Annotated in this window: 23 protein-coding genes and 1 riboswitch; of the genes, 12 read left to right on the top strand and 11 right to left on the bottom strand. The window is 72.3% G+C overall.

Annotated features, from left to right (window positions below; all coding sequences use genetic code 11):
- Positions 1 to 208 precede the first annotated feature (208 nt).
- Together ACWDVW_RS17325 and ACWDVW_RS17320 are read left to right on the top strand one after the other, a co-directional pair.
- On the top strand, positions 209 to 1192 hold the full coding sequence (locus ACWDVW_RS17325; protein WP_449949704.1) for a hypothetical protein: 984 nt from the start codon (positions 209 to 211) through the stop codon (positions 1190 to 1192).
- Positions 1192 to 2130, top strand: a complete 939-nt coding sequence (locus ACWDVW_RS17320; protein ID WP_449949701.1) for a serine hydrolase — start codon at positions 1192 to 1194, stop codon at positions 2128 to 2130. The genes ACWDVW_RS17325 and ACWDVW_RS17320 overlap by 1 nt, the downstream gene beginning before the upstream one ends.
- A 90-nt stretch (positions 2131 to 2220) precedes the next feature.
- Here ACWDVW_RS17320 and ACWDVW_RS17315 read toward each other — a convergent pair whose 3' ends face one another.
- Positions 2221 to 3072 carry a menaquinone biosynthetic enzyme MqnA/MqnD family protein gene (locus ACWDVW_RS17315; protein WP_449949698.1) on the bottom strand — a complete coding sequence of 284 codons (852 nt, stop codon included), beginning with the start codon at positions 3070 to 3072 and terminating at the stop codon, positions 2221 to 2223.
- A 361-nt stretch (positions 3073 to 3433) separates the two neighbouring features.
- On the opposite strand from ACWDVW_RS17315, the gene ACWDVW_RS17310 reads away from it, so the two are divergent.
- From ACWDVW_RS17310 to ACWDVW_RS17295, 4 genes are all read left to right on the top strand, one after another.
- On the top strand, positions 3434 to 5488 hold the full coding sequence (locus ACWDVW_RS17310) for a HelD family protein (protein ID WP_449949696.1): 2055 nt from the start codon (positions 3434 to 3436) through the stop codon (positions 5486 to 5488).
- A 61-nt stretch (positions 5489 to 5549) separates the two neighbouring features.
- The gene (locus tag ACWDVW_RS17305) at positions 5550 to 6434 is read left to right on the top strand and encodes an ABC transporter ATP-binding protein (RefSeq protein ID WP_449949693.1); all 885 of its coding nucleotides are present in this window, start codon (positions 5550 to 5552) and stop codon (positions 6432 to 6434) included.
- Positions 6435 to 6447: 13 nt separating this feature from the next.
- On the top strand, positions 6448 to 7185 hold the full coding sequence (locus tag ACWDVW_RS17300; protein WP_449949690.1) for an ABC transporter permease: 738 nt from the start codon (positions 6448 to 6450) through the stop codon (positions 7183 to 7185).
- 96 nt (positions 7186 to 7281) lie between these two features.
- Positions 7282 to 8046, top strand: a complete 765-nt coding sequence (locus ACWDVW_RS17295; protein ID WP_449949688.1) for a VOC family protein — start codon at positions 7282 to 7284, stop codon at positions 8044 to 8046.
- 20 nt (positions 8047 to 8066) lie between these two features.
- On the opposite strand, the gene ACWDVW_RS17290 is transcribed toward ACWDVW_RS17295, so the two are convergent.
- The 7 genes from ACWDVW_RS17290 to mqnE form a co-directional block, all read right to left on the bottom strand.
- The gene (locus ACWDVW_RS17290; RefSeq protein WP_449949685.1) at positions 8067 to 8864 is read right to left on the bottom strand and encodes an ABC transporter ATP-binding protein; all 798 of its coding nucleotides are present in this window, start codon (positions 8862 to 8864) and stop codon (positions 8067 to 8069) included.
- Entirely contained in the window at positions 8861 to 9949 is a 1089-nt protein-coding gene (locus ACWDVW_RS17285) for a FecCD family ABC transporter permease (protein ID WP_449949683.1), read from the bottom strand. The genes ACWDVW_RS17290 and ACWDVW_RS17285 overlap by 4 nt, the downstream gene beginning before the upstream one ends.
- Before the next feature lie 32 nt (positions 9950 to 9981).
- Positions 9982 to 10917: an ABC transporter substrate-binding protein gene (locus tag ACWDVW_RS17280; RefSeq protein ID WP_449949680.1), complete on the bottom strand. Its 936-nt coding sequence runs from the start codon at positions 10915 to 10917 to the stop codon at positions 9982 to 9984.
- 107 nt (positions 10918 to 11024) lie between these two features.
- A riboswitch (cobalamin riboswitch) is annotated at positions 11025 to 11085 on the bottom strand.
- A gap of 171 nt (positions 11086 to 11256) precedes the next feature.
- Positions 11257 to 13134, bottom strand: a complete 1878-nt coding sequence (locus tag ACWDVW_RS17275) for a M14 family zinc carboxypeptidase (protein ID WP_449949678.1) — start codon at positions 13132 to 13134, stop codon at positions 11257 to 11259.
- 142 nt (positions 13135 to 13276) lie between these two features.
- Positions 13277 to 13618, bottom strand: coding sequence for a DUF4229 domain-containing protein (locus ACWDVW_RS17270; protein WP_449949676.1), 342 nt, complete (start codon positions 13616 to 13618; stop codon positions 13277 to 13279).
- Positions 13619 to 13694: 76 nt separating this feature from the next.
- Complete coding sequence (locus ACWDVW_RS17265) at positions 13695 to 14117, bottom strand: hypothetical protein (RefSeq protein WP_449949673.1); 423 nt, start codon at positions 14115 to 14117, stop codon at positions 13695 to 13697.
- Between the two features lie 24 nt (positions 14118 to 14141).
- A complete protein-coding gene (gene mqnE / locus ACWDVW_RS17260) occupies positions 14142 to 15311 on the bottom strand; it encodes an aminofutalosine synthase MqnE (protein WP_449949670.1) in 1170 nt (389 codons plus the stop codon).
- 293 nt (positions 15312 to 15604) lie between these two features.
- Between mqnE and ACWDVW_RS17255 the strand changes: the two genes are divergently transcribed.
- From ACWDVW_RS17255 to ACWDVW_RS17240, 4 genes are all read left to right on the top strand, one after another.
- Positions 15605 to 17164 (top strand): NlpC/P60 family protein, encoded by a 1560-nt coding sequence (locus ACWDVW_RS17255; RefSeq protein WP_449949667.1) that lies wholly within the window; start codon positions 15605 to 15607, stop codon positions 17162 to 17164.
- 695 nt (positions 17165 to 17859) lie between these two features.
- On the top strand, positions 17860 to 19413 hold the full coding sequence (locus tag ACWDVW_RS17250) for a hypothetical protein (protein ID WP_449949665.1): 1554 nt from the start codon (positions 17860 to 17862) through the stop codon (positions 19411 to 19413).
- A gap of 186 nt (positions 19414 to 19599) precedes the next feature.
- Entirely contained in the window at positions 19600 to 21228 is a 1629-nt protein-coding gene (locus tag ACWDVW_RS17245) for a DEAD/DEAH box helicase (RefSeq protein WP_449949663.1), read from the top strand.
- Between the two features lie 55 nt (positions 21229 to 21283).
- Entirely contained in the window at positions 21284 to 21913 is a 630-nt protein-coding gene (locus ACWDVW_RS17240) for a putative glycolipid-binding domain-containing protein (RefSeq protein WP_449949661.1), read from the top strand.
- A gap of 12 nt (positions 21914 to 21925) precedes the next feature.
- Here the strand turns inward: ACWDVW_RS17240 and ACWDVW_RS17235 are convergent, their stop codons facing one another.
- Both ACWDVW_RS17235 and ACWDVW_RS17230 read right to left on the bottom strand, forming a co-directional pair.
- Complete coding sequence (locus ACWDVW_RS17235; RefSeq protein WP_449949658.1) at positions 21926 to 23017, bottom strand: PLP-dependent cysteine synthase family protein; 1092 nt, start codon at positions 23015 to 23017, stop codon at positions 21926 to 21928.
- Positions 23018 to 23039: 22 nt separating this feature from the next.
- The gene (locus ACWDVW_RS17230; RefSeq protein ID WP_449949656.1) at positions 23040 to 23498 is read right to left on the bottom strand and encodes an Lrp/AsnC family transcriptional regulator; all 459 of its coding nucleotides are present in this window, start codon (positions 23496 to 23498) and stop codon (positions 23040 to 23042) included.
- A 268-nt stretch (positions 23499 to 23766) separates the two neighbouring features.
- On the opposite strand from ACWDVW_RS17230, the gene ACWDVW_RS17225 reads away from it, so the two are divergent.
- On the top strand, positions 23767 to 24033 hold the full coding sequence (locus tag ACWDVW_RS17225) for a BldC family transcriptional regulator (protein WP_350697461.1): 267 nt from the start codon (positions 23767 to 23769) through the stop codon (positions 24031 to 24033).
- A gap of 29 nt (positions 24034 to 24062) precedes the next feature.
- Here the strand turns inward: ACWDVW_RS17225 and ACWDVW_RS17220 are convergent, their stop codons facing one another.
- Positions 24063 to 24692: a UbiX family flavin prenyltransferase gene (locus tag ACWDVW_RS17220; protein WP_449949653.1), complete on the bottom strand. Its 630-nt coding sequence runs from the start codon at positions 24690 to 24692 to the stop codon at positions 24063 to 24065.
- Positions 24693 to 24867: 175 nt separating this feature from the next.
- On the opposite strand from ACWDVW_RS17220, the gene ACWDVW_RS17215 reads away from it, so the two are divergent.
- Positions 24868 to 25854, top strand: coding sequence for a terpene synthase family protein (locus tag ACWDVW_RS17215; RefSeq protein ID WP_449949651.1), 987 nt, complete (start codon positions 24868 to 24870; stop codon positions 25852 to 25854).
- The last annotated feature ends 31 nt before the right edge of the window (positions 25855 to 25885 follow it).

Genomic DNA, 25885 nt, shown 5'->3' with positions numbered 1-25885 from the left:
CGGGTTCTTATCCCGCCTTCGCGGCGAGTTGACCGGTGTCGGATCCTGGCGTCATGCGAATCCGGACGTAGACTTCGCAGGTCACACCGATCGGTGCAGGACGATCGCGAGCCGATGGGGCACCTCCCCCGCCCCGCAAGCGATCCACACCGGTCAGTCCTGGCAACAAGCCGGTCCCCCGGCCCTGACATCTGGAGCTCACCCGCTCATGCGATCTCGCGTGATCATGGTGTTCGCCGTCACGGCGGTGCTGCTCGGCGGCGTCATGCTGGTGCCGGCCGCGTACGCCCGACTCAGCGGCGACGAAGCGAACGCCGCCCAGGAGAGCGTCGCGGCCCCGCCGCCCGCGCCACCGCCGCCGCCGACCCTCGCCGCAGGCAAGGTCTCGGTGAACTTCGAGGGCGAGTTCTTCTCGTGGGCGCTGATGGACCGCGAGTCGGGCAAGATCTCCGGCTCGAAGAACATGGCCGCGACCAGCTCCACCGAGTCGATGATCAAGGCCTGGATCGTCGCCGACTACCTGCGCCAACTCGGCGACGAGGAGCCGCCGGCGGCGTTCAAGAAGGCGGCCAGCCGGGCCATCCGGGACAGCGACGACTCATCGACGAACGTCGTCTACCGGCAGGCCGGCGGCTCGTACGCGGTGCCGGCCGGCGGCCAACCCGGCCCGGTGATCAAGCGCGCGATCAGCATCTGCGACCTCACCGACACCAAGCGGGGCAACATCAAGGGGTACGAGGGCTGGTGGAGCTTCACCAGGATGTCCCCGCGCGACGCGGTCCGACTCGGCGACTGCATCGCCGACGGCCGGGCAGCCGGCCCGAAGTGGACCGAATGGGTGCTCTCCGAGATGAGCAAGGTGCGCGGCACCACCGCCGACAAGGACCAGCACGAGGAAGAGGGTTGGGGCGGCGGCCGGTGGGGCATCATCGATGGCCTACCTGAGTCGATCACCAGTCAGGGCCCGGTCGGCATGAAGAACGGCTGGACCCGCCTCTATTACGACCGCAACTGGCACGTCAACTGCCTCGCGGTCACGGAGAAGTGGAGTCTGGCCGTCATGCTTCGCTATTCGATCGCTGAAAAGCTCGACTACGGGGCCGACGTCTGCGCCACCGTCGCCGCCCAGTTGGTGACCCCGCAGCCCGGTGGCGCGCTCAAGGTCCCGCAGCAGCCGGTCGGGAAGCTCTGATGGCCGCCCGCAAGCGCGACCGGGAGGGCGGAACATCCCCGCTACGGCTCGTCGCGATCGCCTGCGTCCTGCTCGGCCTGGTGCTGGTCTCCCTGCGTCTGCTTCCCGGCTCGCCCTTCGAGTCCCGCGCCGCCGCCGAGTGGGGTCGGGCCGAGCCGCCGGTGTCCCGCGACGGCTCGCTCACCGACCGCCACACGCGACCATCGCCCTCGCCCAGCCCGTCGCCGGAGCCCGAGCCGCTGCCGTTCGCGGCGAAGCAGCTCGACCTGGACATCGACGGCTGGTACGGCTGGAGCGTGCTGGACCGCCGCTCGGGCGAGATCATCGGCTCGGACAACATGGACGAGACCAACACCACCGCCTCGCTGATCAAGTCCTGGGTCGTCGCCGACTACCTGCGCCGCACCGCGAACGCGGGACAGACGCCGAGCGACGCGAAGCTCGACGACCTGACCAGGATCATCCGGGACAGCGACAACACCCGGACCGAGCAGCTCTACACCCAGATCGGGCGGGCCGCGTCGATCAAGCGGCTGCTGTCGGTCTGCGACCTGACCGACAGCAAGGTCTCCAGTGACCTCGGCTGGAGCCGCACCGAGCTGTCGCCCCGCGACACCGCCCGGCTGGGCAACTGCATCGCCGACGGTCGGGCCGCCGGCCCCGAGTGGACCAAGTGGCTGCTCAAGGAGATGCGCCTGGTACGCGGTGCCGGCGACTTCGGTATCCGTAAGGCGTTCCCGGCCGACGAGGCGAAGCAGATCGCCATCAAGAACGGCTGGGTGGACCGCACCCGGGAGCAGGAGATCCACGTCAACTGCCTGGCGGTCGGCGACACCTGGACGATGGGCGTGATGCTCCGTTACCCCATCAGCAAGGGCTACGAGTACGGCATGGACAACTGCCAGGAGATCACCGAGGCGCTGCTGACGCGTACCTGAGGGTGCGGGGCGGTCAGCGGCCGACCGCAGTGCCGGCGGCGACGTGCGGCGGTGGCTCGACGGCCGCGCTGCCGTCGGTTCGGGGTGCGGTCAGCGGGTGAAGAAGGCCGGTCCGCCGGCCGGCAGCGCGGGGGCTTCGCCGATCTCGGCGGCCCGGCGGGCGAACTCCCGGAGCCCGGCGACCTGACGCTCGCCGAGCGAGAAGTCCAGGGCCCGGAAGTACTCGGCGAGGGTGGCCGCGTCGAAGGGCTCCCAACGGGCCGCCGACTCGGCCACCTGGTCCAGCTCGGCCAGGCACAGGTCACGCGAGCGCAGGAACGCCTCGTGTACCTCCTTGACCAGGCCGGGATGGGCGGCGGCGAAGTCACGGCGGACCGCCCAGACGGCGAAGACCATCGGCAGCCCGGTCCACTCCCGCCAGGCAAGCCCCAGGTCGGTCACGGTCAGCCCCTGCCGGGGCGCTTCGTACATGGCCCGCAGCGCCACGTCGCCGATCAGCACCGCGGCGTCGGCCTCCAGCAGCATCTGGGTCAGGTCCGGTGGGCACCGGAAATACTCCGGGTCGACGCCGTACCGCTCGCGGAGCAGCAGCCGGGCGAGCAGCACACCGGTCCGCGAGGTGGATCCGAGCGCGATCCGGGCCCCGTCGAGGTCGGCCAACGGGCGGGTGCTGACCAGGTTGACCGACAGCACCGGGCCGTCGCTGCCGACCGCCAGGTCCGGCAGGAGCAGCAGCTCGTCGGCGTGCCGCAGGTACTCGACCTGGGTGATCGGCCCGATGTCCAGGTCACCGGAGACCAGCGCGGCGCTGAGCCGATCCGGCGAATCCTTGTGCAGGTCGACGTCGAGCAGCGCGCCCGAGCGCATCAGCCCCCAATAGATGGGAAGGCAGTTGAGGAACTGGATGTGCCCGACCCGGGGGCGGGCGACGCGCTCGACCATGCCCCGACCGTATCGCCGCCCTCCCTGATCGGCTCAGCGAGCCGCCCCGGAAGTGGCCAACCCCGCACTCCCGACCAGCCCAGCCCCAGCCCCGGACCCGGCCGCGCGGCGTGAGATGCGTGATGCGTCCGTTTGTTAGGAGGGGACCCCTGTACTACACGCGGCGTTAGTAGGGGACCCCTCCTTGCACCGACCCCGGCTGGGGTGGGGCGCGGTAAACCGGTTGCCGCCCGCCCGTCGGGGAGTAGGCTGGCCGTTTCCGCCCGACGGCCGAGGTGAGTAGCACCGGAGCGGACGTCCCGCGCCGACCCGTGGTCGGACACGCGAGCGGCAGCCTTCCTCCCCGTCAAGGAGCACGTGGATGAGCCTGCACGCCCCACAGACCCCGCACCCGCCGCCGTCCGGCCTCGACGACGAGCTGACTGCCGAACGAGCGCACCTGACCCGGTCCCGAGCCGCACTGCACCGGATGCGCGAACGCGCCGAGGCGCTCTTCGCCACCGGCGACACGGTGGCCGGTGACTCGTACACCGCCGAGCAGCTCGGGCGGCACCTCGCCCGTCGGGTGGCCGAACTGGCCGACGACCCACGGACGCCGCTGTTCTTCGGTCGGCTCGACTTCGGTGACGCCGACGCCGAGCACGCTGGGCGGCGCTACCACGTCGGCCGCCGGCACGTCACCGACGAGCAGGGCGAACCGCTGGTGCTGGACTGGCGGGCCCCGGTGTCGCGGTCGTTCTACCGGGCCAGCGCCCGCGACCCGCAGGGGCTCGCCGTCCGCCGCCGGTTCGGCTTCGGCGACGGCGTGCTGACCAGCTTCGAGGACGAGCACCTCGACCGTGGCGAGGAACTCGGCACCGCCAGCCGGATCCTCACCGCCGAGATCGAACGCCCCCGGATCGGGCCGATGCGCGACATCGTCGCCACCATCCAGCCGGAGCAGGACGAGCTGGTCCGCGCCGACCTGGCCGACTCGATCTGCGTACAGGGCGCGCCCGGCACCGGGAAGACTGCGGTCGGGTTGCACCGCGCCGCGTACCTGCTCTATCTGCACCGGGAGCGGCTGCGCCGGTCGAAGGTGCTGGTCGTCGGCCCGAACCGGGCCTTCCTCGGGTACATCGCGGCGGTGCTGCCCGCCCTCGGTGAGGTGGAGGTCGCGCAGGCCACCGTCGAGGACCTGGTCGACCGGGTGGCGGTGCGCGCGGTGGAACCGCCGGAGGTGGCGAGGATCAAACACGACGCCCGGATGGCCGAGGTGCTGCGCCGGGCCGTCGACGCGTACGTGGGCGAGCCGACCGAGGCGATGACCGTCTCCGACGGCTCGTACCGCTGGCGGATCGGGTTGGAGCCGCTGCACCGGCTGGTCCACGAGACCCGCGCGGAAGGGCTGCCGTACGCCGTCGGCCGGGAACGGATCCGCGCCCGGGTGGTCGGGCTGCTGCAACGGCAGGCCGAGGCCCGGCGGGCGGAGTCGCCCAGCGACGCCTGGCTACGCCGGACGGGCCGCTCGACGCCGGTCACCACGTTCCTGGACGCGGTCTGGCCCGCGCTCACCCCGGAAGGGCTGGTGCACGCCCTGCTCGGCGACCCGGCCCGGCTCGCGGCGGCGGCGCAGGGTCTGCTCACCGGCGACGAGCAGGCCCTGCTCACCGCCGGGAAGCTGGCCCGTACGCCGAAGGCCACCCGGTGGACCGCCGCCGACGCCGTCCTGATCGACGAGGCGGCCGGGCTGATCGAGCGGCCGACCGGCTTCGGGCACGTGGTCATCGACGAGGCACAGGACCTCTCTGCGATGCAGTGCCGGGTGATCGCCCGGCGCAGCGAGCACGGTTCACTCACCCTCCTCGGCGACCTGGCCCAGGCGACCGCGCCGTGGGCCGCCACCGACTGGCGGGAGACCCTGCGGCACCTGGGCAAGCCGGACGCCACGGTGGTGCCGTTGACGGTCGGCTTCCGGGTACCGGCGGAGGTGCTCGCCTTCGCCAACCGGCTGCTGCCGGCGCTCGCCGTCGACGTACCGCCGGCCGAGTCGCTACGCCACGACGGCACGCTGACGGTGCGTACCGTGACCGAGCTGGCCGAGGCGACGGTGGCCGAGGTGCGCGCGGCGCTCGCGCACGAGGGGTCGATCGCGGTGATCGCCGCCGACGGCGCGGTGCCCGGGCTGCGCGCGGCGCTGGCGGCGGCGGGGATCGAGACGGCCACCGTCGACGAACCGACGGCGGGTACGCGGGTCTGGGTCATGCCGGCCACCACCGTCAAGGGTCTGGAGTACGACCACGTGGTCGTCGCCGAACCGGCCGCCATCGTGGCGGCCGAACCGCGTGGCCTGCACCGCCTGTACGTGGTGCTCACCCGGGCGGTGTCCCGGCTCTCGGTGGTGCACGTCGCGCCACTTCCCGCCCCACTCGGCTGATTGCGCGGTGGCACCGACCCGATAGACCGTTGTACACGGAGCAACGTGGAAGGAGCCTCCCGTGATTCTCGCCCGCGCCGACCAGGTCAGCCGCCGCTACGGCGAAGTCCTCGCGCTGGACCGGGTCGACCTGGAGGTTCGCGCGGGCGAACTGGTCGGTCTGCTCGGGCCGAACGGTGCCGGCAAGAGCACCCTGCTCAACCTGCTGGTCGGGTTGCGCCGGCCGACCTCGGGCCGGGTGGAGCTGTTCGGCGGCGACCCCCGGGACGCGGCGAACCGCCAACGGATCGGTGTGACGCCGCAGGAGACCGGGCTGCCCGCCACCCTGCGCGTCGGCGAGGTGATCGACTTCGTCTCCGCCCACTACCCGGACCCGGTGCCCCGGGGTGAACTGCTCGACCGGTTCGGCCTCACCGCCCAGGTCAAGCGGCAGAGCGGCGGGTTGTCCGGTGGCCAGAAACGGCGGCTGGCCGTGGCACTGGCCTTCGTCGGTCGCCCCCGGCTGGTGGTGCTCGACGAGCCGACCACCGGGCTGGACGTGGAGGCCCGACACACCCTGTGGGAAGCCATCCGCTCCTTTCACGCCGACGGCGGCACAGTGTTGCTGAGCAGCCACTACCTGGAGGAGGTGGAGGCGTTGGCGCGACGGATCGTGGTGATCGGGCACGGTCGGGTACTCGCCGACGACAGCGTCGACGCCGTCCGGGCCGTGGTCGGCGTACGCCGGGTCAGCCTGACCACCGACGCGCTGCCCACGCTGCCCGGGGTGGCCCGCACCGAACACGTCGACGGCCGGACGCACCTGCTCACCGCCGACGCCGACCAGCTCGTCCGGGACCTGGTAACCAGCGGCGTCGACTTCCGCGACCTGGAGGTACGGCCGACCTCGCTGGAGGAGGCGTTCCTCGCCATCACCACCGCCGACACCGAGCCGACCCCCGTCTGAGGAAGTGCCTGCCGTGCCACTCGCCCTGACCCACGCGCGTTACCAACTGCTGGAGACGGTCCGCATCCCGATCGCGCTCTTCGGCAGCGCCTTCTTCCCCGCCGTCGCGATGCTCTTCTTCGTCGTGCCGTGGGCCGGCGACGACCCGGTCGGCGCCACCTTCGCCACCGCCTCGATGGTCACCTTCTCGGTGATGAGCGCCAACATCTTCCAGTACGGCATGGGCGTCGCCGAGGATCGCCAACAGCCCTGGGACCCGTACACCCGGACCCTGCCCGTCGGGCCCGGACCACGCTTCGCCGGCCGCGTGCTGGCCGGACTGCTGATCACCTACCTGTCGCTCATCCCGTTGGTGGTGATCGCCGCGACGTTGACGGCGGCCGAGATCACCCCGCTCCGGTTCCTGCTGGCGCTGGCCACCGTGGCCGTGATCGCGGTGCCGTTCACCCTGCTGGGGCTCGCCATCGGGTACTCACTGCCGAGCAAGGCGGCGATCGTGGTGGCCCAGGTCGTCTTCTTTCCGATGGCCTTCGGCGGTGGGCTGCTCTCCTCCCCCGGTGACGCGCCCGGCTTCATCGAGGCGATCGCGCCGTTCCTGCCCACCCGGGGCGCGGTGGAGCTGATGTGGGCGGCCGTCGGCGACTTCCAGGTCAGCACGTTGTCGCTGGTCATGCTCGGGGTCTGGGTGGTGGCGCTGGCCGCGATCGGGGCGTGGGCGTACCGGCGGGACGAGGGTCGCCGGTTCAGTTGACGTTCCGGCCGTTTCCCTCGGGCGGCGGCCGGGCGGTGCCACGATGCCGGTGAGGGCGGTCGAGCGTCGAGCGCCCCGAGCCGAGAGGGGCGGGGAGTGGTCGACGTCGCGCCGGGCACCCCCTGCTGGGCCGATCTGGCCACCCCTGAGCTGGACGCGGCCCGACGGTTCTATCCCGAGCTGTTCGGCTGGACCGGTCGGGTCGATCCCGAACCGGAGGCGGGCGGTTACACGGTCTTCCTGCTCGGTGGGCGACCGGTGGCCGGTGTGGGGCCGCCGGCCGTACCGGACCAGGTGCCGATCTGGTCGACGTACGTCGCCACCGACGACGCCGACCTGGTCGCGGGCCGGGTGGAGCGGGCCGGCGGGCAGGTGGTGGTACCCCCGTTCGAGGTGTTCGACCGGGGTCGGATGGCGGTGTTCAGCGACCCGGCCGGTGCCGCGTTCAGCGTGTGGCAGCCGATGACCTTCGCCGGGGCCGACGTCTTCGACGTGCCGGGCGCGATGTGCTGGACCGAACTGGTCACCCCCGACCCGGACGGGGCACGGGTCTTCTACGAGCTGGTCTTCGGGTGGCAGCCCGAGGAGGAGCCGATGGGGCAGGTCGCCTACACCGGTTGGCGCCTGGGTGACCGCCTGGTGGCCGGGATGATGCCGCCGGTGGGTGCGGAGTTCCCGGCCGACTCACCGGCGTACTGGACGCTGTACTTCTCGGTCGCCGACGCCGACGCCACCGCCGCCCGCGCCGCCGAGCTGGGCGGCACCATCCTCGTCCCGCCCCGGGACATTCCCGCCGGCCGCGTCACCGCCCTACGCGACCCGCACGGCGCGCTCTTCTCCCTCATCGCCCTGACCTCCTGACCCGCTCCCACCCCCACCCGTCAGCGGGGGCGGGTGGGGAGGACCAGGGGGCCGTGGGGGCCGGGGACGACCGTGACGTGGGCCCGGTAGTAGCGGGCGAGCATCTCCTCGGTGAGCACCTCGGTCGGGGTGCCCTCGGCGACGATCCGGCCGTCGGCCAGCAGCACCATGCGGTCGGCGTACTCGCCGGCGATGGAGAGATCGTGCATGGTGGCCAGCACGGTCAGGCCGTGCGTACGGCGCAGCTGGTCGACGAGTTCCAGGACCTCCTGCTGGTGACCGATGTCCAGCGCACTGGTCGGCTCGTCGAGCAGCAGCAGGGTGGCGCCCTGTGCCAGCGCGCGGGCCAGGAAGACCCGCTGCCGCTCACCGCCGGAGAGGGTGGCCAGTTCCCGGCCCTGGAAGCCGGCCAGGTCCAGCCGGCCGAGCACCTCGTGCACCACGGCCAGGTCGGCGGCGGACTCCCGGCCCAGCGGCGGGATGTACGGGGTACGTCCGAGCAGGACGTAGTCCAGCACCGCCATTCCGGGCGGTACGACCGGGGACTGGGCCACGGTCGCCACCACCCGGGCCCGTTCGCGGCGGCGCAGGGCGCTCAGCGGCGTACCGAAGAGGTGGACGGCGCCCGGCGCGGCGAGCAAGCCGCCGACGGCCCGCAACAGGGTCGACTTGCCGGCGCCGTTGGGACCGATCACGGTGACCCACTCGCCAGGCTGGACGGTCAGGTCGACGCCGCCCAGGATCGGCGTGCCGTCCAGGCTGATCCGCAGGTCTCGCACCCGCACGGCGGCGGCCCCGGACGCGTCGGGCGCGGTCATGTCAGCACCCGTCGGGCGGTCCGCAGGATCAACACGAAGAAGGGACCGCCGAGCAGCGCGGTGACCACCCCGATCGGGATCTCCTGTGGCGCGGCGGCGGTCCGGGCCGCCACGTCGGTCAGGGCCAGGAAGGCGCCGCCGAACAGCAACGACAGCGGCAGGATGACCCGGTAACTCGATCCGGCGAGCAGCCGCACGGTGTGCGGCACGATGATCCCGACGAAGCCGATCAGGCCGGAGGCGGACACCGCGGCGGCGGTGCCCAGCGAGGCGGCGGCGATCAGCAGGTACCGGGAGCGTTGCGGGTGCAGGCCGAGCCCGGCCGCCTCGTCGTCACCCACCGAGAGCACGTCCAACTCCCGCCGGTGCAGCAGGATGACCAGGCTGGTGAGCAGGAAGTACGGCAGCACCAGCCGGACGTCGTGCCAACCGGCGGTGGCCAGCCGCCCGAGCAGCCAGGAGTACACCTCCTGGATGCTGTCCGCGTTGCGTTGCAGCAGGTACGTCTGCCCGGCGGAGAGGAACGCGGAGACGGCCACCCCGGCCAGGATCAGCGTGGCCGGCGAACGACTGCGTCCGCCGGCCACCCCGAGCAGGTACGTCATGGCGACCGCACCGAGCGAGCCGACGAAGGCGGCCAGCGGGATGGTGAGCGGCAGCCCGCTGAGCGCACCGCCGGTCGCGGTGCCCAGGGTCAGCACGACGGTGACCGCGAGGCCCGCCCCGGCGGCCACACCGAGCAGGTACGGGTCGGCCAGCGGGTTGCGGAACACACCCTGGTAGGCGCCACCGGCCAGGGCCAGCAGTCCACCGACCAGCAGACCCAGCACCACCCGGGGCAGCCGCAACTCGGTGACGATGGCGATCTCGCGCTCGGTCAGCCCACTCTCCAGGCGTACCCCGGGCAGCAGGTTGAGCAGTTCGATCGCGACACTGCCGGGCGGCAGGCTGACCGGCCCGAGCGAGACGCCGGCCACCAGGGCGACGAAGACGGCGAGCACGCCGATGGCGAGCCAGCGTTTCCGCAGGCCCGCCGGCCGGGCGACGACCGGTAAGGAAGGGTCCCTTGCTAACGCCTGGTGCATAGGAAGGGTCCCCTGCTAACGCCTGACGTCGGTCACTCGGCAACCTTGCTGGTGGCGTCCACGATGGTGCGGAGCAGGTCCACCACACGCGGGCCCCAGCGCGAGGCGACGTCGTCGTCCAGCTCGACGATCTGGTCGTTCTTGACCGCCTCGATGCCGGACCAGCCGCTGCGCGCCTTGACCGTCGCGGCGCTCTGCTGGCAGCACTTCACGTCGGAGAGGAAGACGAAGTCCGGGTTGGCCTGGACGATCACTTCCTGGGAGAGCTGCGGGTAGCCGCCGTTCTTGCCGTCGGCGTCCGCCGCGTCGGCGATGTTCTCCAGCCCGGCGAGGGCATAGATCGAGCCGATGAAGGTCTTGCTGGTGGCGGTGTACAGCTCCGGCCCCAGCTCGTGGAAGTAGGTGGGCGCCTGGACCCGCTGCGGCACCTCGGCGACGATCTTCGTGATGTCGTCCTTCATCCGCTGCACCACGTCGCCCGCCGCGTCGGCGTTACCGGTGAGCGTGCCCAGCTCGGTGATCTGCCGGTACGAGTCGTCCAGGGTCTGCGCCGCCGGGGTCAGGTAGACCGGGATCTTCAGTGTGGTGAGCTGGTCGACGATCTTGTTGCGATCGTCGCTGAGCACCACCAGGTCGGGGTTCTTCGCGGCGACCGCCTCGGCGTTCGGCTGGTAACCGGAGAGGTCCGTCTTCGGCGCGTCGGCCGGGTGGTTCGACTGGTCGTCCACGGCGGTGACCTGCGGCCCGGCACCGATGGCGAAGAGCATCTCGGTGGCGGTCGCGGAGAGCGAGACGATCTTCTCGGGACGCTGCTCCAGGGTCAACGACCCGACGGTGACGGGGAAGGCGGCGCCACTCGGGCGCTCGCCGGTGCTGGGTGTCTCGCTGCTGGTCTCGGCGCAGGCGCCGAGGGCGAGCGCGGCCACCGCGAGAGTCGCGGCGAAGACCCGGGGGGTACGGCTGAACATCGGTCCTCCTGTCGGTCGAGGAGTGCTGCTTCGCCGACAGGAGCCGGAGCGACCCGTCCGCGAGGCGCCCTTCCTCGAGAGCGCGGATCGCGACGCGCCCCAGGCGACCTGACTCGTCCCCGGCTTCGGGGCATCACAGTTGCGGGACAGCGCCGGTTTCGCACCGGCTTCGCTGCGGCGGGTCGGTACGACGGTAGCGCACGGCGGGACCGCGACCCCGCTGAGCAGGTCGCGGTCCCGGTCACGAGCGGCCACCGGCAGCCCGTCTAGTTCGCTGTTGTCCGTTTGGCCCCTGGGACGGGGCCCCGCGCGAGGGGGTGTGGCGGGGCCCCGCCGATTTCAGGAGGCGGTGATGGTGACGTTGTCCACAGCCGCCTCGACCAGGCTGGCCGTCGACGCGTCGGCGGCCTCCACCAGGATCCGGACGGACTGTCCCGCGTACGGGGTGAGGTTGAGGTTGGCCTGGGTCCAGGCGCCGTTGCGGTTGCTCGCCGCACCGGCCTGGGTCAGCAGTGCCGTGGTGCCGCCGTTGTGCACCACGCTGACCCGCAGGTAGTCGGCCGACGACGAGTTGGATCCGTGTGCCAGGTACCAGGCCAGCGACAGGGTCAACGTACCGCTGGACGGCAGGGTGACCGCCGGGGACCGGGCGCTGGTCACGCCGCCGTCCACGTCGTAGTCTCCGGCGGCGCTGCCGGCCAACCGGCCGGTGACCAGGTCGTTGCTACCGGCGAACGGGGTGAGCTGCTTGGCGCCGCTGGAGTTGGTGGCCTGCGCGGCGCCCCGCTCCCACTGCCCCGAGGTGGCCGTGTCGGTGCCGTTGGGGTTGATCGTCCAGCCGGTCGCGGTCTCGAAGGTGTCCGACCAGACCGTGGTCCCGCTGCCACCGCCGCAGTACTGCGACTGCTTGCCGATGGCCCGGTAGGGGCAGTCGGCGTACTCGGAGAGGATCAGCACCGCCTCCCGGTTGCGCGAGGTCTGCGCCGGGATGACCTCGTCGGGCGGGTAGAAGCCGCCGCCGGAGGCCGAGCCCGGATACAGCTCGAAGGTGTACGCCCAGATGCCGTGCGTCGCCCACATCCAGTCGATGCTGCTGCCGTCGGTGATGTACAGGTCGCTGGACTGCTGCGGGGTGAAGCCGTTGGTCGCCGCCATCTGCTGGCCGATGGTCGCGAAGGTGTTGTACTGGTCGGCGTTCATCCCGGTGGCGGTGTTGCTGGTCGTGTAACCGTACGGCCAGAGCACCAGCTCGGAGTAGGTGTGGAAGTCGATGTTGGCCTTGATCTGCTGCACCCCGCCGACCACCCGGCTGTTGACGAAGTTGCGCAGCGCCTGCGTCTCGGGAGCGGAGAACGCCGACGGGCCCCGGTAGGTGTCCGAGGAGGTCGAGCCGGACGAGCCGCCGCAGCACCCGAAGTTGTAGCTCCAGTTGCGGTTCAGGTCGGTGCCGACGTACGACGAGCCGCTGTTGGGTTGCCGGTTCTTCCGCCAGGACCGGTAGGAGCCGGTGGCGATGTCGTACTCGCTGCCGTCGGGGTTGACGGTCGGCACGATCCAGATCTCCCGGTTGTTGACCAGGCTGGTGATCCGGGAGTCGGAGCCGTAGTTGTCGGTGAAGAGGTTGAGCAGATAGATCGCCATCTCGACGGTCAGGTGCTCGCGGGCGTGCTGCTGGGCGTTGAAGAGGATCTCCGGCTCGTTCTCGTCGGTGGCGACGTTGTCGGAGATCTTCACCGCCACCAGGTCCCGGCCCTCGTACGAGCTGCCGATGCTGACCTTGCGGGCGATCGACGGGTGGTCCGCGACGACCTGGTTGACCACGGCGGTCATCTCCGCGTAGTCGTGGTAGTTCGCGTCGGCCGGCGGGAAGGCCAACGCGCCGACCTGCCCGTCCGTCGCGCCCCGATCGGTGGGCAGGGCGGCGATAGCCTCCAGCCGGAACCCGAGGCGGCTGATCGCGGCGGCCTCGGCGCGGGTCGCCGAGACGTGCAGCACGCCGTGTTCGGAGTAGTCGATCGCGGCACCGGTGCCGGCGATCGCGTTGCGGTCGGCGAGCGTCTTCGGCCCGAGCACCCGGTAGGGCACGGCGGCCGGCTGCTCGTCCCGGTTCGGGGCCGGGTCGGCGGACACCGGTGGTGCGGAGATGGTGAGCAGGCCGAGCCCGGCGGCGACGATGAGCGCCAGGGCACGGCGGACGGGGATCGAACGGAAGGCCATGGACAACCTCCTGGAGGCGCGGGGGTTCCCCGCCCGGCAGCGGACAGCCCACCACCGGTCACATGGTCATATCAACATCGATCGCTGTCCGGCCCATCCCAGTCGGATCCTCATGCCGACGACATGGTCCCGTCGCCGCAGGTCAGGAGGAGGGACCGCGCCCCGGCTCGGTGGACGAGCCGGGCTGGTCGGCCGATCCGCCGTCGGCCTGGCCGCCGGAGACCGTGTCGGCCTCGGCCTGGTCCTCGCCGGCCAGTGCGGACCGCAGCCGCTCCTTCTCCGAGCGGCGACGCTCGGCGGCGGCGGCCATCTCCTCGGCCATCTGGTCGCGTACGCCCTTGAGCAGGAAGAAGGAGACCGTAGCGGAGAACAGCAGGGCCAGGATCAGCTTGAGGAAGATGTCCATGTCGACCGGCCAGAGGGCCAGCATCACGACCACGAACAGGCCGATCCGGCCGAGGGTGTACTTGGCCGCCGCGCTCACGTCGTACTCCATTCTCCGCCGGGGGCGGCGTCTCTCAGCTCCTCCGTGCGGCCCCGCCGCACGACGCAGGGCGACCTCAGGTCGTCCGATCGACCAACCAGCGGACGCCGGGGAACCAGACCAGCGCGTACACGACTGTGAACGTCACCGCCGCCAGACCGCCGGAGAGCAGCGGCGGCAGCCCGGTCACCACGCCCGCCACCAGCAGGCCGGAGACCACCGCCATCGCCAGCGCCACCAACCCGGCCACCACCCGGGGCGCGCCGAACTCCCAGGCCCGGAAGTCCTCCCAGAACAACCAGACCGCCAGGATCACCGCCAGCCACCCGTTGGCCTGGCCGAAGTCACCGGCACCGAACCAGGCGAAGGCGGTGTCGAAGAGCACCAGCACCAGCATCCCGATGACCACCCCGGCCAGGCTGACGCCGAGCAGATCACCCAGGAACCGGATGCGCCCGTCGTCGTCCCGGCGCGGAAACGCGCCCTGCTGCTCGCTCATCGTCGTGCCAGGGTACGCGTCGACTCAGGCCCAGACCTGCTGCGGCTCGGAACGGCGCTCCGCCATGCTCGGCGCGGCGTCGTACTCGCGGACCACCTCGTAGCGGGTGTTCCGCTCGACCGGGCGGAAGCCGGCGTCCCAGATCAGGTGCAGCAGGTCGTCCCGGTGCATCGTGTTCGGCGTCCCGTACGAGTCCGCATCGTGCGTGATCTTGTATTCGACGACCGAGCCGTCCAGGTCGTCCACGCCGAAGTTGAGCGAGAGCTGGGCCACCGAGAGCCCGTGCATCACCCAGAAGCACTTCACGTGCGGCACGTTGTCGAACAGCAGCCGGGAGACCGCGAAGGTCTTCAACGACTCGGCCGGCGAGGCCATCGTGGTGCGGGCCTGGATCCGGTTACGGACCTTGCCGTCCGCCGAGTCGACGAAGTCGTGCTGGTAGCGCAGCGGGATGAAGACCATGAAGCCACCGGTCTCGTCCTGGAGCTCCCGCAGCCGCAGCACGTGGTCGACCCGGTGCCGTGGCTCCTCGATGTGGCCGTAGAGCATCGTCGACGGCGTCTTCATGCCCTTGCTGTGCGCCAGCCGGTGGATCCGCGACCAGTCCTCCCAGTGGCAGGCGTGGTCGACGATGTGCTGGCGGATCTCCCAGTCGAAGATCTCCGCGCCGCCGCCGGTCAGCGACTCCAGACCGGCCTCCATCAGCTCGTCGAGGATCGCGTCGGCGGTCAGCCCACTGATCTTCTCGAACCACTGGACCTCGGTGGCGGTGAACGCCTTGAGCTTGACGTTCGGCAGCGCGGCCTTCAGCTCGCGCAGCACCTTCGGGTAGTAGCGCCAGGGCAGCGTGGGGTGCAGGCCGTTGACGATGTGCAACTCGGTGAGCTGCTCGTCCTCCATCTCCTTGGCCTTGCGGACCGCCTCGTCGATGCGCATCGTGTACGCGTCCTTCTCGCCCGGCTTGCGCTGGAAGGAGCAGTACGCGCAGGAGGCGGAACAGACGTTGGTCAGGTTGAGGTGCCGGTTGACGTTGAACATCACCCGGTCGCCGTTGCGCTCGGTGCGCGCGTGGTGGGCCAGCCGCCCCAACCAGGTCAGGTCGTCGCTGGAGTAGAGCGCGATGCCGTCCTCACGGGTCAGCCGCTCCCCGGCGTACACCTTCGCTTCGAGCTCGCGCTTGAGTCCGGCGTCCATCGAAAGCCCGTCCCTTTCCCCTGCGTCCGCGACCGTTACCGGCCGCAGTCAGAGCCTACGTCGCACACCCGGGCTGCTCACACCGTGGTCCATCGGTGACCAGCGTCTCCCGAACTCACAGTTTTCTTTAACCCGTCCAAACATCGACACCACGCACCAGGTGAGGTAAGACAGGATGGGGCACGCCACACCTCACACCGGTGACACCTGGCGATCTGGCGACACCTGGCGGTAGCGTCCCCACCGCCGCGTCCGACCCCCGGCGCGGCGTAGCAGGTCCGGACGGGAGCGCAATGGTCGACAGCACGGACGGACGACGGCGACGGCGACGGAGTCCGGTGGTCTCGCCGGTGCTGCGGCCGATGCTCTGGTCCGCCCTGCTCAGCGCCGTCGCCACCGCAGTCCTCGCGGCTCCCGCGTACGCCGAGCCGAGCGTCCCGGTCACGGTGCCCGACACCGGCTCCCGCCCGGCCGTCGCCGGCCAACTCCAGTTGCCCGGCGCACCGACCGGCGGCACCCCCGGTGTGGTGGCGCCGATCGTCACCCCCGCCGGCAACGCGCTCGAAACTCAGATCAACGCCGTCGAGGCACGGATCGGTGAACTCGGCACCCAACTCCTCGACCTGCAACAGCAGCGCACCGAGGCCGAGTCCCAGCACACCGCCGCCGGACGCACCCTGGAGTTCGCCCGGGCCGCGGTCACGCAGGCCGAGCAGCGCGCCGACCAGGTCGCCGCCGAGGCGATCAAGGTCGATGCCGCCCAACCGCCCGGCGACTGGGCGGCCACCCTCCGGGACCTGGAACTGCTGCACCGGGCCAACCGGGGTGAGCGCAGCGAGGGCGCCACCGGCCCGGCCGCCGGCCAGGTCAGCCGCGCCCGCGCCGACGAGCAGGTGGCCACGCAGGCGTACACCGCCGCCGAGCAGCGGCTGCGCGGCGTCCAGCAGCAGTACGCCGCCACCCAGCAGTCGCTGCGGGAGGAAGAGGCCAAGCTGGTCAAGCTGCGCGAGGAGAACTCGGCGCAGTTGATCACGCTGGCCCGCCAGCAGGAGGCCGCCGAGCAGCGACTCGGCACCGACTACGGCGACCAGTCGGCCGACGGGCTGGTCGCGCACCCCACCGCGTTGGCCGCCCTCGCGTACGCCCGCCGCCAGCTCGGCGACCCGTACGTCTGGGGGGCCACCGGGCCGAACTCGTTCGACTGCTCCGGTCTGGTCTGGTCGGCGTACCGGTCGGCCGGGCACTACAAACTGCCGCGGGTCGCCCGCGACCAGTACTACGCGACCCGGTCCCGCACTGTGCCGCGCAACGCGCTGCTCCCCGGCGATCTGATCTTCTTCGCCTCCGGCAGCAGTTGGCGGACCATCCACCACATGGGCATGTACGTCGGCGGCGGCAAGATGATCCACGCACCGACCACCGGCGACGTGGTGAAGATCTCGACGGTGCGCTGGTCCCGGTTCTACGCCGCGACCCGGGTGGTCGGTGCGGTGCCCGCCCCCGCCACGCCCCCCACCCCGTCGCAGCCGCCGGCACCCAAGCCCACTCCGAAGCCGACGCCGAAGCCCACCACCACTCCGAAGCCGACGCCGACGCCGCGACCCACGTCGCCGTCCCCCTCGCCCACGGGCTCGCCCACGCCGAAGCCGACCGACTCCCCCTCCCCCTCGCCGTCGGTGACGCCGTCGCCGACCACCTCGCCGTCGGAGAGCCCGTCGGCCCCGGCGACCCCGAGCACGGAGAGCAGCAGCCTCGCCCCGACGAGCAGCAACCTCGCCCCGACCACGGCGGCGAGCAGCAGGGCTGTCGAGGAGAGCGCCTCGGCCTCCCCGTCCACCGTCGGCGGTCGCTGACCGGACGGGGCCCGCCGAGGCGATCTTCGGCCCGACCCGCCCGTACACGAGGGACACTGTGCGGGCTACAGGTGTGCCAGCCGGTCGGGATGTGGCACGGTGTCACACAGGCACTGCCGGTCCGGGGCACGGATCCGGGTGCGAGCGTGGCACGGAGGACGAGGATGACCGAGCACGAGGTTCCGGCGAAGCCGGCCGACCCTGCGTCCACCGCCGCGCCGAGCACCACCGCCGAACCGCCTCCGGCCACCGCCGAGCCTGCACTCTCCAGCCCTGAGCCTGCGCCATCCGCCCCTGAGCCTGCGCCTTCCGCCTCCGAGCCTGCGGCTTCGGCTGCGCAGCCTGCTCCGACGGTCCCTGAGCCCGCTCCGGCCGGCCCGGAGCCGACGCCTTCCGCGTCCGGCCCCGAGACGACGCCATCCACTTCCAGCCTGGAGCCGACGCCATCCGCATCCGGCCCGGCGGCCGTCATCGGCACCGCTGCCGACCTGGTCGGCACGGGCCCCGCGCCGTCACCGGCGGCGCCGAGCGACACGGATCCGCCACCGGCACGCGGCCGGGCGGGAGTCGCCCGCGTAACCGTCCCAGGGAGTTCGGCGGTCGTCGGCACCGGACCAGCCGCCCCGGCCACCGGCGGGCCCGGAACCGGCGCTCCCGCGACGGGCGGCGGCACCACGTACCGGGCCGGTTCCCCGGTGTCCTCCGAGTCCGATCGGCCGCCGGTGATCGCCCGAGCGCAGGTCAGCGTGGCCGGCGCAGCGGGTGCCGGCACGACCCAGCCCGCCGATTCGAACGCACCGTCGGCCGTTGCAGGCGGGAGCGGTGTCACCGGCACCGCCAGCGTCGCGGGCACGAACGGCACCGCCAGCGTCGCGGGCACGAGTGGAGCCGCGAGCAGCACGGGCACCAGCGCCCTCACCGGCGGCACGGGCATGAACAGGGCTGTCGGCAGCGCGGGCGTGAGCGGTGCCGCCAAGGTCGGGACGGCGAGCGTGCCGGGGCAGCGCGAGCCGGTGCCGCCCACTGCGGCTCGTGCCAGCGTCCGGGTCGCCGGCATGGGCCAGGTGAGCGCGGACGAGGCCGCAGCCGCCGGTGGTGGCCGGGCCAGCGGGGTCTACCGGTCGACGCCGGTCGCCCCGGAAACGGCTGAGCCCGCCGGACCGGCCGAGCCACCGCAGCCCACGACGCCGGAGCCCCTGCCGGTGCCGGATCCGGCACCGGCGGAGCCCGCGCCGACGCCGCCCGCGCCGGTGCCGGGACCCAATCCGCCGTCGCCGACGCCACCCGTCCCGGTGCCCGCACCGCCGACGCCCGGGCCGTACCCGCCGGGACCGGTGCCCGCACCGCCACCCGCTCCCCGGCCGGCACCGCCGGTGCCCGGCCCGCCGTCCCCTCCGCCCGGCCCACCCGTGTCGCCGCCCCCGCCGCCGCCCGGCCCGATGCCCGCACCGCCGTTCCCGCCGCCACCGGCCACCACCGTCTCCGCAACGGCAGCATCGGCCACGGCTACCTCGACCACGGCGGCTGCGGCAGCGTCGGCAGCGGTGCCGCCGGTCACCAGGCCGTCGGCCGCGCCCGGCTCGGCACCGCCGGTGGTGCCCGCTCCGGCGCTGCCGGTGTGGCCGCCGCCGACCACTCCGGCCGGGCGTCGGGACGAGCCGGTCTCCGGCGCACCGGGGGTCGCACCTCGGGTCTCGGCACGGCCTGGGCTGCTTCCGGCCGAGCCACCGACGGCCCCGCTCGGCACCGATCCGAACCGAGCCCGGCCGGCCCCGCTCGGCACGGACCCGGACCGGACCCGGCCGGCCCCGCTCGGCACCGACCCGGACCGGACCCGCCCGGTGCCGCTGGACGACCCCGACGTCACCAGGCCGGTCCTCCGGCCGAACCCGCCGTCGACGGCGGCCGGGCCACCGGCGGCGGCCGGTCCCGGACCTCGGTCGGACGCCTCCGGTCAGGCCGGATCGGCGACGCACCGTCCCCGCGGGTCCGATCTGAGCGCCTACTACGCGGACGGGCCGGGGGCCAACACCGTGGCCTTCCCGGCCGGCGAGGAGAACTCCGGGTCACTCACCGGTCACATCCTGGCGCAGGGCTGGACGGACACTCCGGCCGAGCGGTCCGGTAGCACCCTGCGGGTGGCGATCGTGCTGGCGGTCGCGCTGGGCCTGCTGGTGGCGTTCAGCGTGCTGGTCGTCCTGCTGACCAACGACGCCCTGAGCGGTCTGACCGGCGCTCTGCCGGGGTGAACAGCGGGTGAGTCCGCCCACTACCCCCATCCGGTCCCCGCGTGGGGACGACACTCGCCGTACACTTGTGGGCGATCACTGACCTGGCGCGCGACCGCGCGCCCATGGGCGTTCTTGCGGACGGATCCGGCGGCGCAGTGCCGTGGCGGGACATCGCGAAGGTGCGCCCCGCTCGAAAGGCATTTCTTGACCACCTCCGCTGCCTCTGGCATGCCCCTGTCCGCCTCCGACGTTCCCACCGATCTGCCGGCCGACGCCGCCGGCCCTGACCAGTCGATCGACTTCGGCGCACTGGGGCTGCCCCAGCCGCTCGTGCGCGCCCTCGCCCGCCAGGGCATCACCACACCCTTCGAGATCCAGCGCGCGACCGTGCCGGACGCCCTCGCCGGGCGCGACGTGCTCGGCCGGGGACAGACTGGCTCGGGCAAGACGCTCGCGTTCGGGCTGCCGCTGCTGGCCCGGGTGGCCGAGGGGGGCCGGGCTCGCCCGATGCGCCCGCGTGCCCTCGTCCTGGTGCCCACCCGGGAACTCGCCATGCAGGTCAACGACGCACTCCTGCCGCTGGGCAAGTCGATCGGCGTCTTCCTGAAGACCGCCGTCGGCGGAGTGCCCTACGACCGCCAGATCGACGCCCTGCGCCGGGGCGTCGAGGTGGTGGTGGCCACCCCGGGCCGGCTCGCCGACCTGATCGACCGTGGCGTCTGCCGCCTGGACGACGTCGAGGTCACCGTGCTCGACGAAGCGGACCAGATGGCCGACATGGGCTTCCTGCCCGAGGTCACCGAGCTGCTGGCGAAGACGCCTGCGAACGCGCAGCGACTGCTCTTCTCGGCCACTCTGGACACCGACGTGGACACGTTGGTCAAGCGGTTCATGACCGACCCGGTGACCCACTCCACCGCGCCCGCGACCGCGGCGGTCTCCACCATGGACCATCACATGCTGCTGATCCCGCCACAGGAGAAGTTCCCGGTGACCGCGTCGATCGCGGCACGGTCCGGCCGGACCATCGTCTTCGCCCGTACGCAGCTCGGCGTGGACCGGTTGGTCACGCAGCTCGCGGCGGTCGGCGTCCGCGCGGGTGGGCTGCACGGCGGCAAGACCCAGCGGATGCGTACCCGCACCCTGGCCGAGTTCCGCGAGGGCCGCACCAACGTGTTGGTGGCGACCGACGTGGCGGCCCGGGGCATCCACGTGGACGGTGTCTCGCTGGTGTTGCACGTCGACCCGCCGAAGGACCCGAAGGACTACCTGCACCGGGCCGGGCGCACCGCGCGGGCCGGCGAGGCGGGCGCGGTGGCGACCCTGGTGCTGCCGAAGCAGCGCCGCACCACCCTGGCGATGATGGAGAAGGCCGGTGTGGAGCCGGAGCAGACCCGGGTACGCGTCGGTGACGCCGCCCTGGCCGAGCTGACCGGAGCCCGCGAGCCGAGCGGGGTGCCGGTACGCGAGGAGCGGGAGGAGCCGCGTCGGCCCGGCCGGCCGACCGGAGGCCCGCGTCGCTTCGGTGACCGTCCCGGCGGCGACCGTCGCTTCGGCGACCGCCCGGCCGGGGAACGCCGCTTCGGTGACCAGCCGCGTGGCGAGCGCCGCTTCGGCGACCGCAGCTACAGCGACCAGCCACGCGGGGAGCGCCGCTTCGGTGACCGCTCCTACGGCGACCAGCCGAGCGGGGAGCGCCGCTTCGGTGACCGCTCCTACGGTGACCAGCCCCGTGGGGAGCGCCGGTTCGGCGCCGACCGGGGTGGGCGCTCGGAGGTGCGGGGCGAGGACCGGCGCGGGTCGGTCGGGCGGCCCCGGGCGCACACCTACTGATCCTCCTTCGGCGCATGCCCTGCCGGGCCGGGCGCGGTGGCGTAACGTCCGCACCATGTCGACCACGCGGAAGTCGTTGCTGTGGACCCGGTCCGACACGGCCGGTGCCGAACACGCCGTGGTCGACGACAGTTCCGGGCTGACCGCGCACGGCACGCAGATCGCCGCCGACCCGGTGCCCTACACCTGCCGCTACCAGGTGGCCACCGACTCCGAGTGGGTCAGTGTCCGCCTGGAGGTCGAGGTCGAGGGTGCCGGGTGGCGGCGGAGCGTACGCCTGGAACGGGCGACCGGACGGTGGCGGGTGACCGCCGCCGAGCAGGGTGACCTGGACGCGGTCCTCTCCGCCGCCGGACGGCCCCCGGCCGGGCTGCCCGGTCTGGAGGACCCCGACCGTCTGGCCGACACCCTCGACGTCGACCTGGGCGGCTCGCCGCTGTTCAACACGCTGCCGGTGCGGCGGCTCGGGCTGACCACCGGGCCCGCCGACACCACGCACCGGATCGACGTGGCCTGGGTGCTGCTGCCGAGCCTGACCGTGCTCCCCGCCGAGCAGGTCTACACCGGGCTGGGCCCGCACCGGTTCCGGTACGCCAGCGACGGTTTCAGCGCCGAGGTCGACGTGGACCAGGACGGCTTCGTGCAGCACTACCCCGGACTGGCGGAGCGCGGCACGCCCCGCTGAGCCGCCGTGGGTTCAGGACGGCCAGGAACCGTCGGCCAGGAACCGTTCCACGGTCGCCAGGTGCGGGGCCAGGTCGAGGCCCTGTCCGGCCACCCACTCGTCGGCGTAGTACGTGTCGGCGTACCGGTCACCGGCGTCGCAGATCAGGGTGACGACCGAGCCGGTGCGCCCGGCGGCGCGCATCTCCGCGATCAGCCCGAAGGCGCCCCACAGGTTGGTGCCGGTCGACCCGCCCACCCGTCGGCCGAGGACGGCCGACCCGGCCCGCATGGCGGCCAGGGAGGCGGCGTCCGGCACCTGCACCATCCGGTCCACCACGGCGGGCAGGAACGACGCCTCCACGGTCGGCCGACCGATCCCCTCGATGCGGGAGCCCCGGCCGGTGCGGACCGACCAGTCGGCCGCCTGCCAGGCCGGATAGAACGCGGAGTTCTCCGGGTCCACCACGCAGAGCTTGGTGGGCAGCCGCCGGTAGCGGGCGTACCGGCCGATGGTGGCGCTGGTGCCGCCGGTGCCGGCGCCGACCACCACCCAGGCGGGTACGGGATGGCGTTCCAGAGCGAGCTGCGCGTAGATCGACTCGGCGATGTTGTTGTTGCCCCGCCAGTCGGTGGCCCGTTCGGCGTAGGTGAACTGGTCCATGAAATGCCCGGCGGAGTCCTCGGCGAGCCAGCGTGCCTCGATGACCACCTTGGCCGGATCCTGCACCAGATGGCACCGGCCGCCCTGGAACTCGATCTGGGCGATCTTCTCCGGCGACGTCGAGGCGGGCATCACCGCGATGAACGGCAACCCCAGCATCCGCGCGAAGTACGCCTCGGAGACCGCCGTGGAGCCCGACGACGCCTCGACGATCGTGGTCTCCGGCCCGATCCGGCCGTTGCAGAGGCCGTACAGGAACAGCGAGCGGGCCAGCCGGTGCTTGAGCGAGCCGGTCGGGTGCACCGACTCGTCCTTGAGATAGAGGTCGATCCCCCACGACCGGGGCAGCGGGAAGGGCAGCAGGTGGGTGTCGGCGGACCGGTTGGCGTCCGCCTCGACGGCGGCGATCGCCTCGGTCACCCACCGCCGGCTTGCTTCGTCGCACCGGTCGAGATGAGTCACGCTCGGAAAGGTAGCAAGCCGCTCAGGACGAGGTCTGCGCCACCGGCTGGGGCCGGTTCTCCCACTTGGTCGACAGGGCGATGCCGGTGCGGGTGGAGGCCACGCCGGGTGTCCGGTTCAGCCGTACGATCAGCCGCTCCAACTCGGCGATGGTGCTCACCCGCGCCTTGAGCAGGAAGGACTCGACTCCGGCCATGAAGTAGCAGGACTCGATCTCCGGTATCCCCCGGAACGCCTCCAGCACGTCGTCGGTGTCCGCGCCGGAGTCCTCGACGATGCCGATCAGGGCGGTGACGCCCAGCCCGACGGCCTCCGGCTCGACGTCGGCCCGGTACGCCCGGATGACCCCGCCGGACTCCAGCTTTCCGACGCGTTCGTGCACTGCCGGCGCGGATAGACCGACCTGGCGGGCCAGTTCGGCGTACGACAGGCGGGCGTTGCTCCGGAGCAGGTCCACGAGGCTGCGGTCGATGGCGTCCACGGACTGTGACCCTAGTCGGCGACGGGTGACACCGGGACGCCGGTATCCGTTGGGCATGGCAGTGGGTGACAGTTCGCATACCCAGGGTCCGAAGGGCGTGCCGCCGGTAGCATTTACTAACTTCTCACTCAGTGCGTTTTTCGCGTTTGGCGGACAGGCCAGTTCGCTGGTGCTGTAATTGCCATACGTCCCTCATGACGGCTCTGGGCTCGCACCGGCCGGGGGCAGTGTGTTCAGCCGGGGGCTTCGTCGACGCGAGGAGGGGGCTGTGGACACTGGAGATCGCCTGCTGACACCGGGTGAAGTCGCCGCGCTGTTTCGGGTGGACCCGAAGACTGTGACGCGATGGGCGGCAGCCGGCCGGATCGGCAGTATCCGGACTCCAGGAGGGCACCGCCGGTTTCGGGAATCCGAGGTGCGGGCCCTGCTTGAAGGGGAGGGCATGCTGGAAGAGGCGGACGAGATGGGCAGACCACGCAACAACGGCCCAGCCGCCTCGACCGGCTCAGGTCCGGCCAACGCCGGCATGTACTGAGTGGTGCGGGTCAGGACGCGGACCGGTCGTCAGGTCCGGTCCGCGTTCAACTTCCCCGCCCACCTGCGGAACAGGGTGTGCGGTACGCCGAGGGCGTCGAGCACCTTGCCGGCCACGAAGTCCACGAGCTGGGCCGCCGACGCGGCGGCTCCCGCGCCGTAGAAGCCGGGGCTGGCCGGCAGCACCACCGCACCGGCGTCGTGCAACGCGATCAGGTGTTCCAGGTGGCTACGGGTCACCGGGGTCTCCCGGGGCACCACCACGACCCGTCGACGCTCCTTGAGGTTGACCTCGGCGGCGCGCTGCAACAGGTCCTTGGACAGCCCGATGGCGATGCCGGCGCAGGCTGCCGTGCTCGCGGGCACCACCGCCATGCCACGCACCGGGTACGAGCCGCTGCTCGGCCCGGCCGCCAGGTCACCGGCCGGCCAGTGCCGTACGTCCGCGCCGGCCAGGTCGCGACCGAGCCAGGCACCCAGGTCGTCGGCCCAGTGGGCGTCCCGGAACGACCTGCCGGTCTCGTCCAGCACGGTCAGTCGGGCGGCCCGGGAGACGATCAGGTCCACCGACTCCCCGGCGTCGAGCAGCCCGCGGACGACTGCGGCCGCGTACGGCGTGCCGGAGGCCCCGGAGACGCCGACCACCCATGGTTCACGCATCCCTCAAGCCTGCCTGGTCACCGTCGACGCCGGTGCGGCACCCCCGGGACCTGCCCTGATCCGGCAGTAGAGGGGCGTTACGCCACCGATGTCCGATCGGCGTGCGGGGGCCATCGCGACCTGGCATGCTGCCTGGTGCCGCACGCGGTACGGCACCTCAGGGGGAGGGATCGGGATGAGTCAGTACGTCCTGCCCTCACTGCGGGACGCCTGTCCGATCCCGTCCCGGCTGTCGCCGTACGCGGACGACGTGCAGGAGTGGTTGATCCACTGGTTGCCGCAGACCGGGCTGACGGTGGACCCGGCAACCGCCGGACTGTTGGCCGGGGCCCGCTTCGCCCGCTACGCCGGCCGGCTCTATCCGGACGCCGACGAGCCCGACCTGCGCGTACTCACCGCACTGTTCACCTGGTTCTTCCTGGTCGACGACGCCTGCGACAAGCCCGACCGGTTCACCCTCGCCGAGATCCGTGGACTGCGCGAGGGCGTACTCGCGGTGCTGCGCGGGCAGACCCGCTCACCGCAGACCGGGCTGGCCGGGCCGATGCGCCGGCTGCTGGTGACCGCCTGGCGGGAGCCGCGCCGCCGGATGCCGGCCCCCTGGCGGGCACGATTCGCCGACGCGGTCGCCCACCACCTCGACGGGACCTGGCAGGAGGCGGCCAACAAGACCGGCGGTCACCGGCCCGGCGTCGCCGAGTACGTCGAGCTGCGTCGCGCCACCTCGGCCGCGTACGTGTCGTATCCGCTGGTGGAGTTCGTCACCGGTCGGCCGCTACCCGACGCGGTCTACCACCACCCGGCACTGAGCCGGTTCCGGGACCTCGGCAACGACCTGCTGTCCTGGTACAACGACCTCGCCTCGCTGGAGCGCGACGACGCCACCGCAGGTGGGCACAACCTGGTGCTGGCGACCGCCGCCGAACACCGGCTGTCCCGGGAGGCCGCCATCGAGTCGGTGATCCGGCGCTGGCACGAGACGATGCGGGAGTTCGTCGACCAGCGGTCGCGCGTGCAGTCGTTCGGTCCGGCGCTGGACGAGGCCGTCACCGCCCATCTCGACGGGGTGTCGCGGGCCGTGCGCGGCACCATCGACTGGACGCTGGAGAGTGCCCGCTACGCGGGTAAGGAGGGGCCCCTTACTAACGCCTCCGGTAGATAAAGGGTCCCTTCCTAACACCCCGAACCCCCCC

The sequence above is a fragment of the Micromonospora sp. NPDC003241 genome (genome assembly GCF_053589795.1).
The sequence above is the reverse complement of the archived record's forward strand: the minus strand, read 5'-3'. Positions and strand labels throughout refer to the sequence as shown.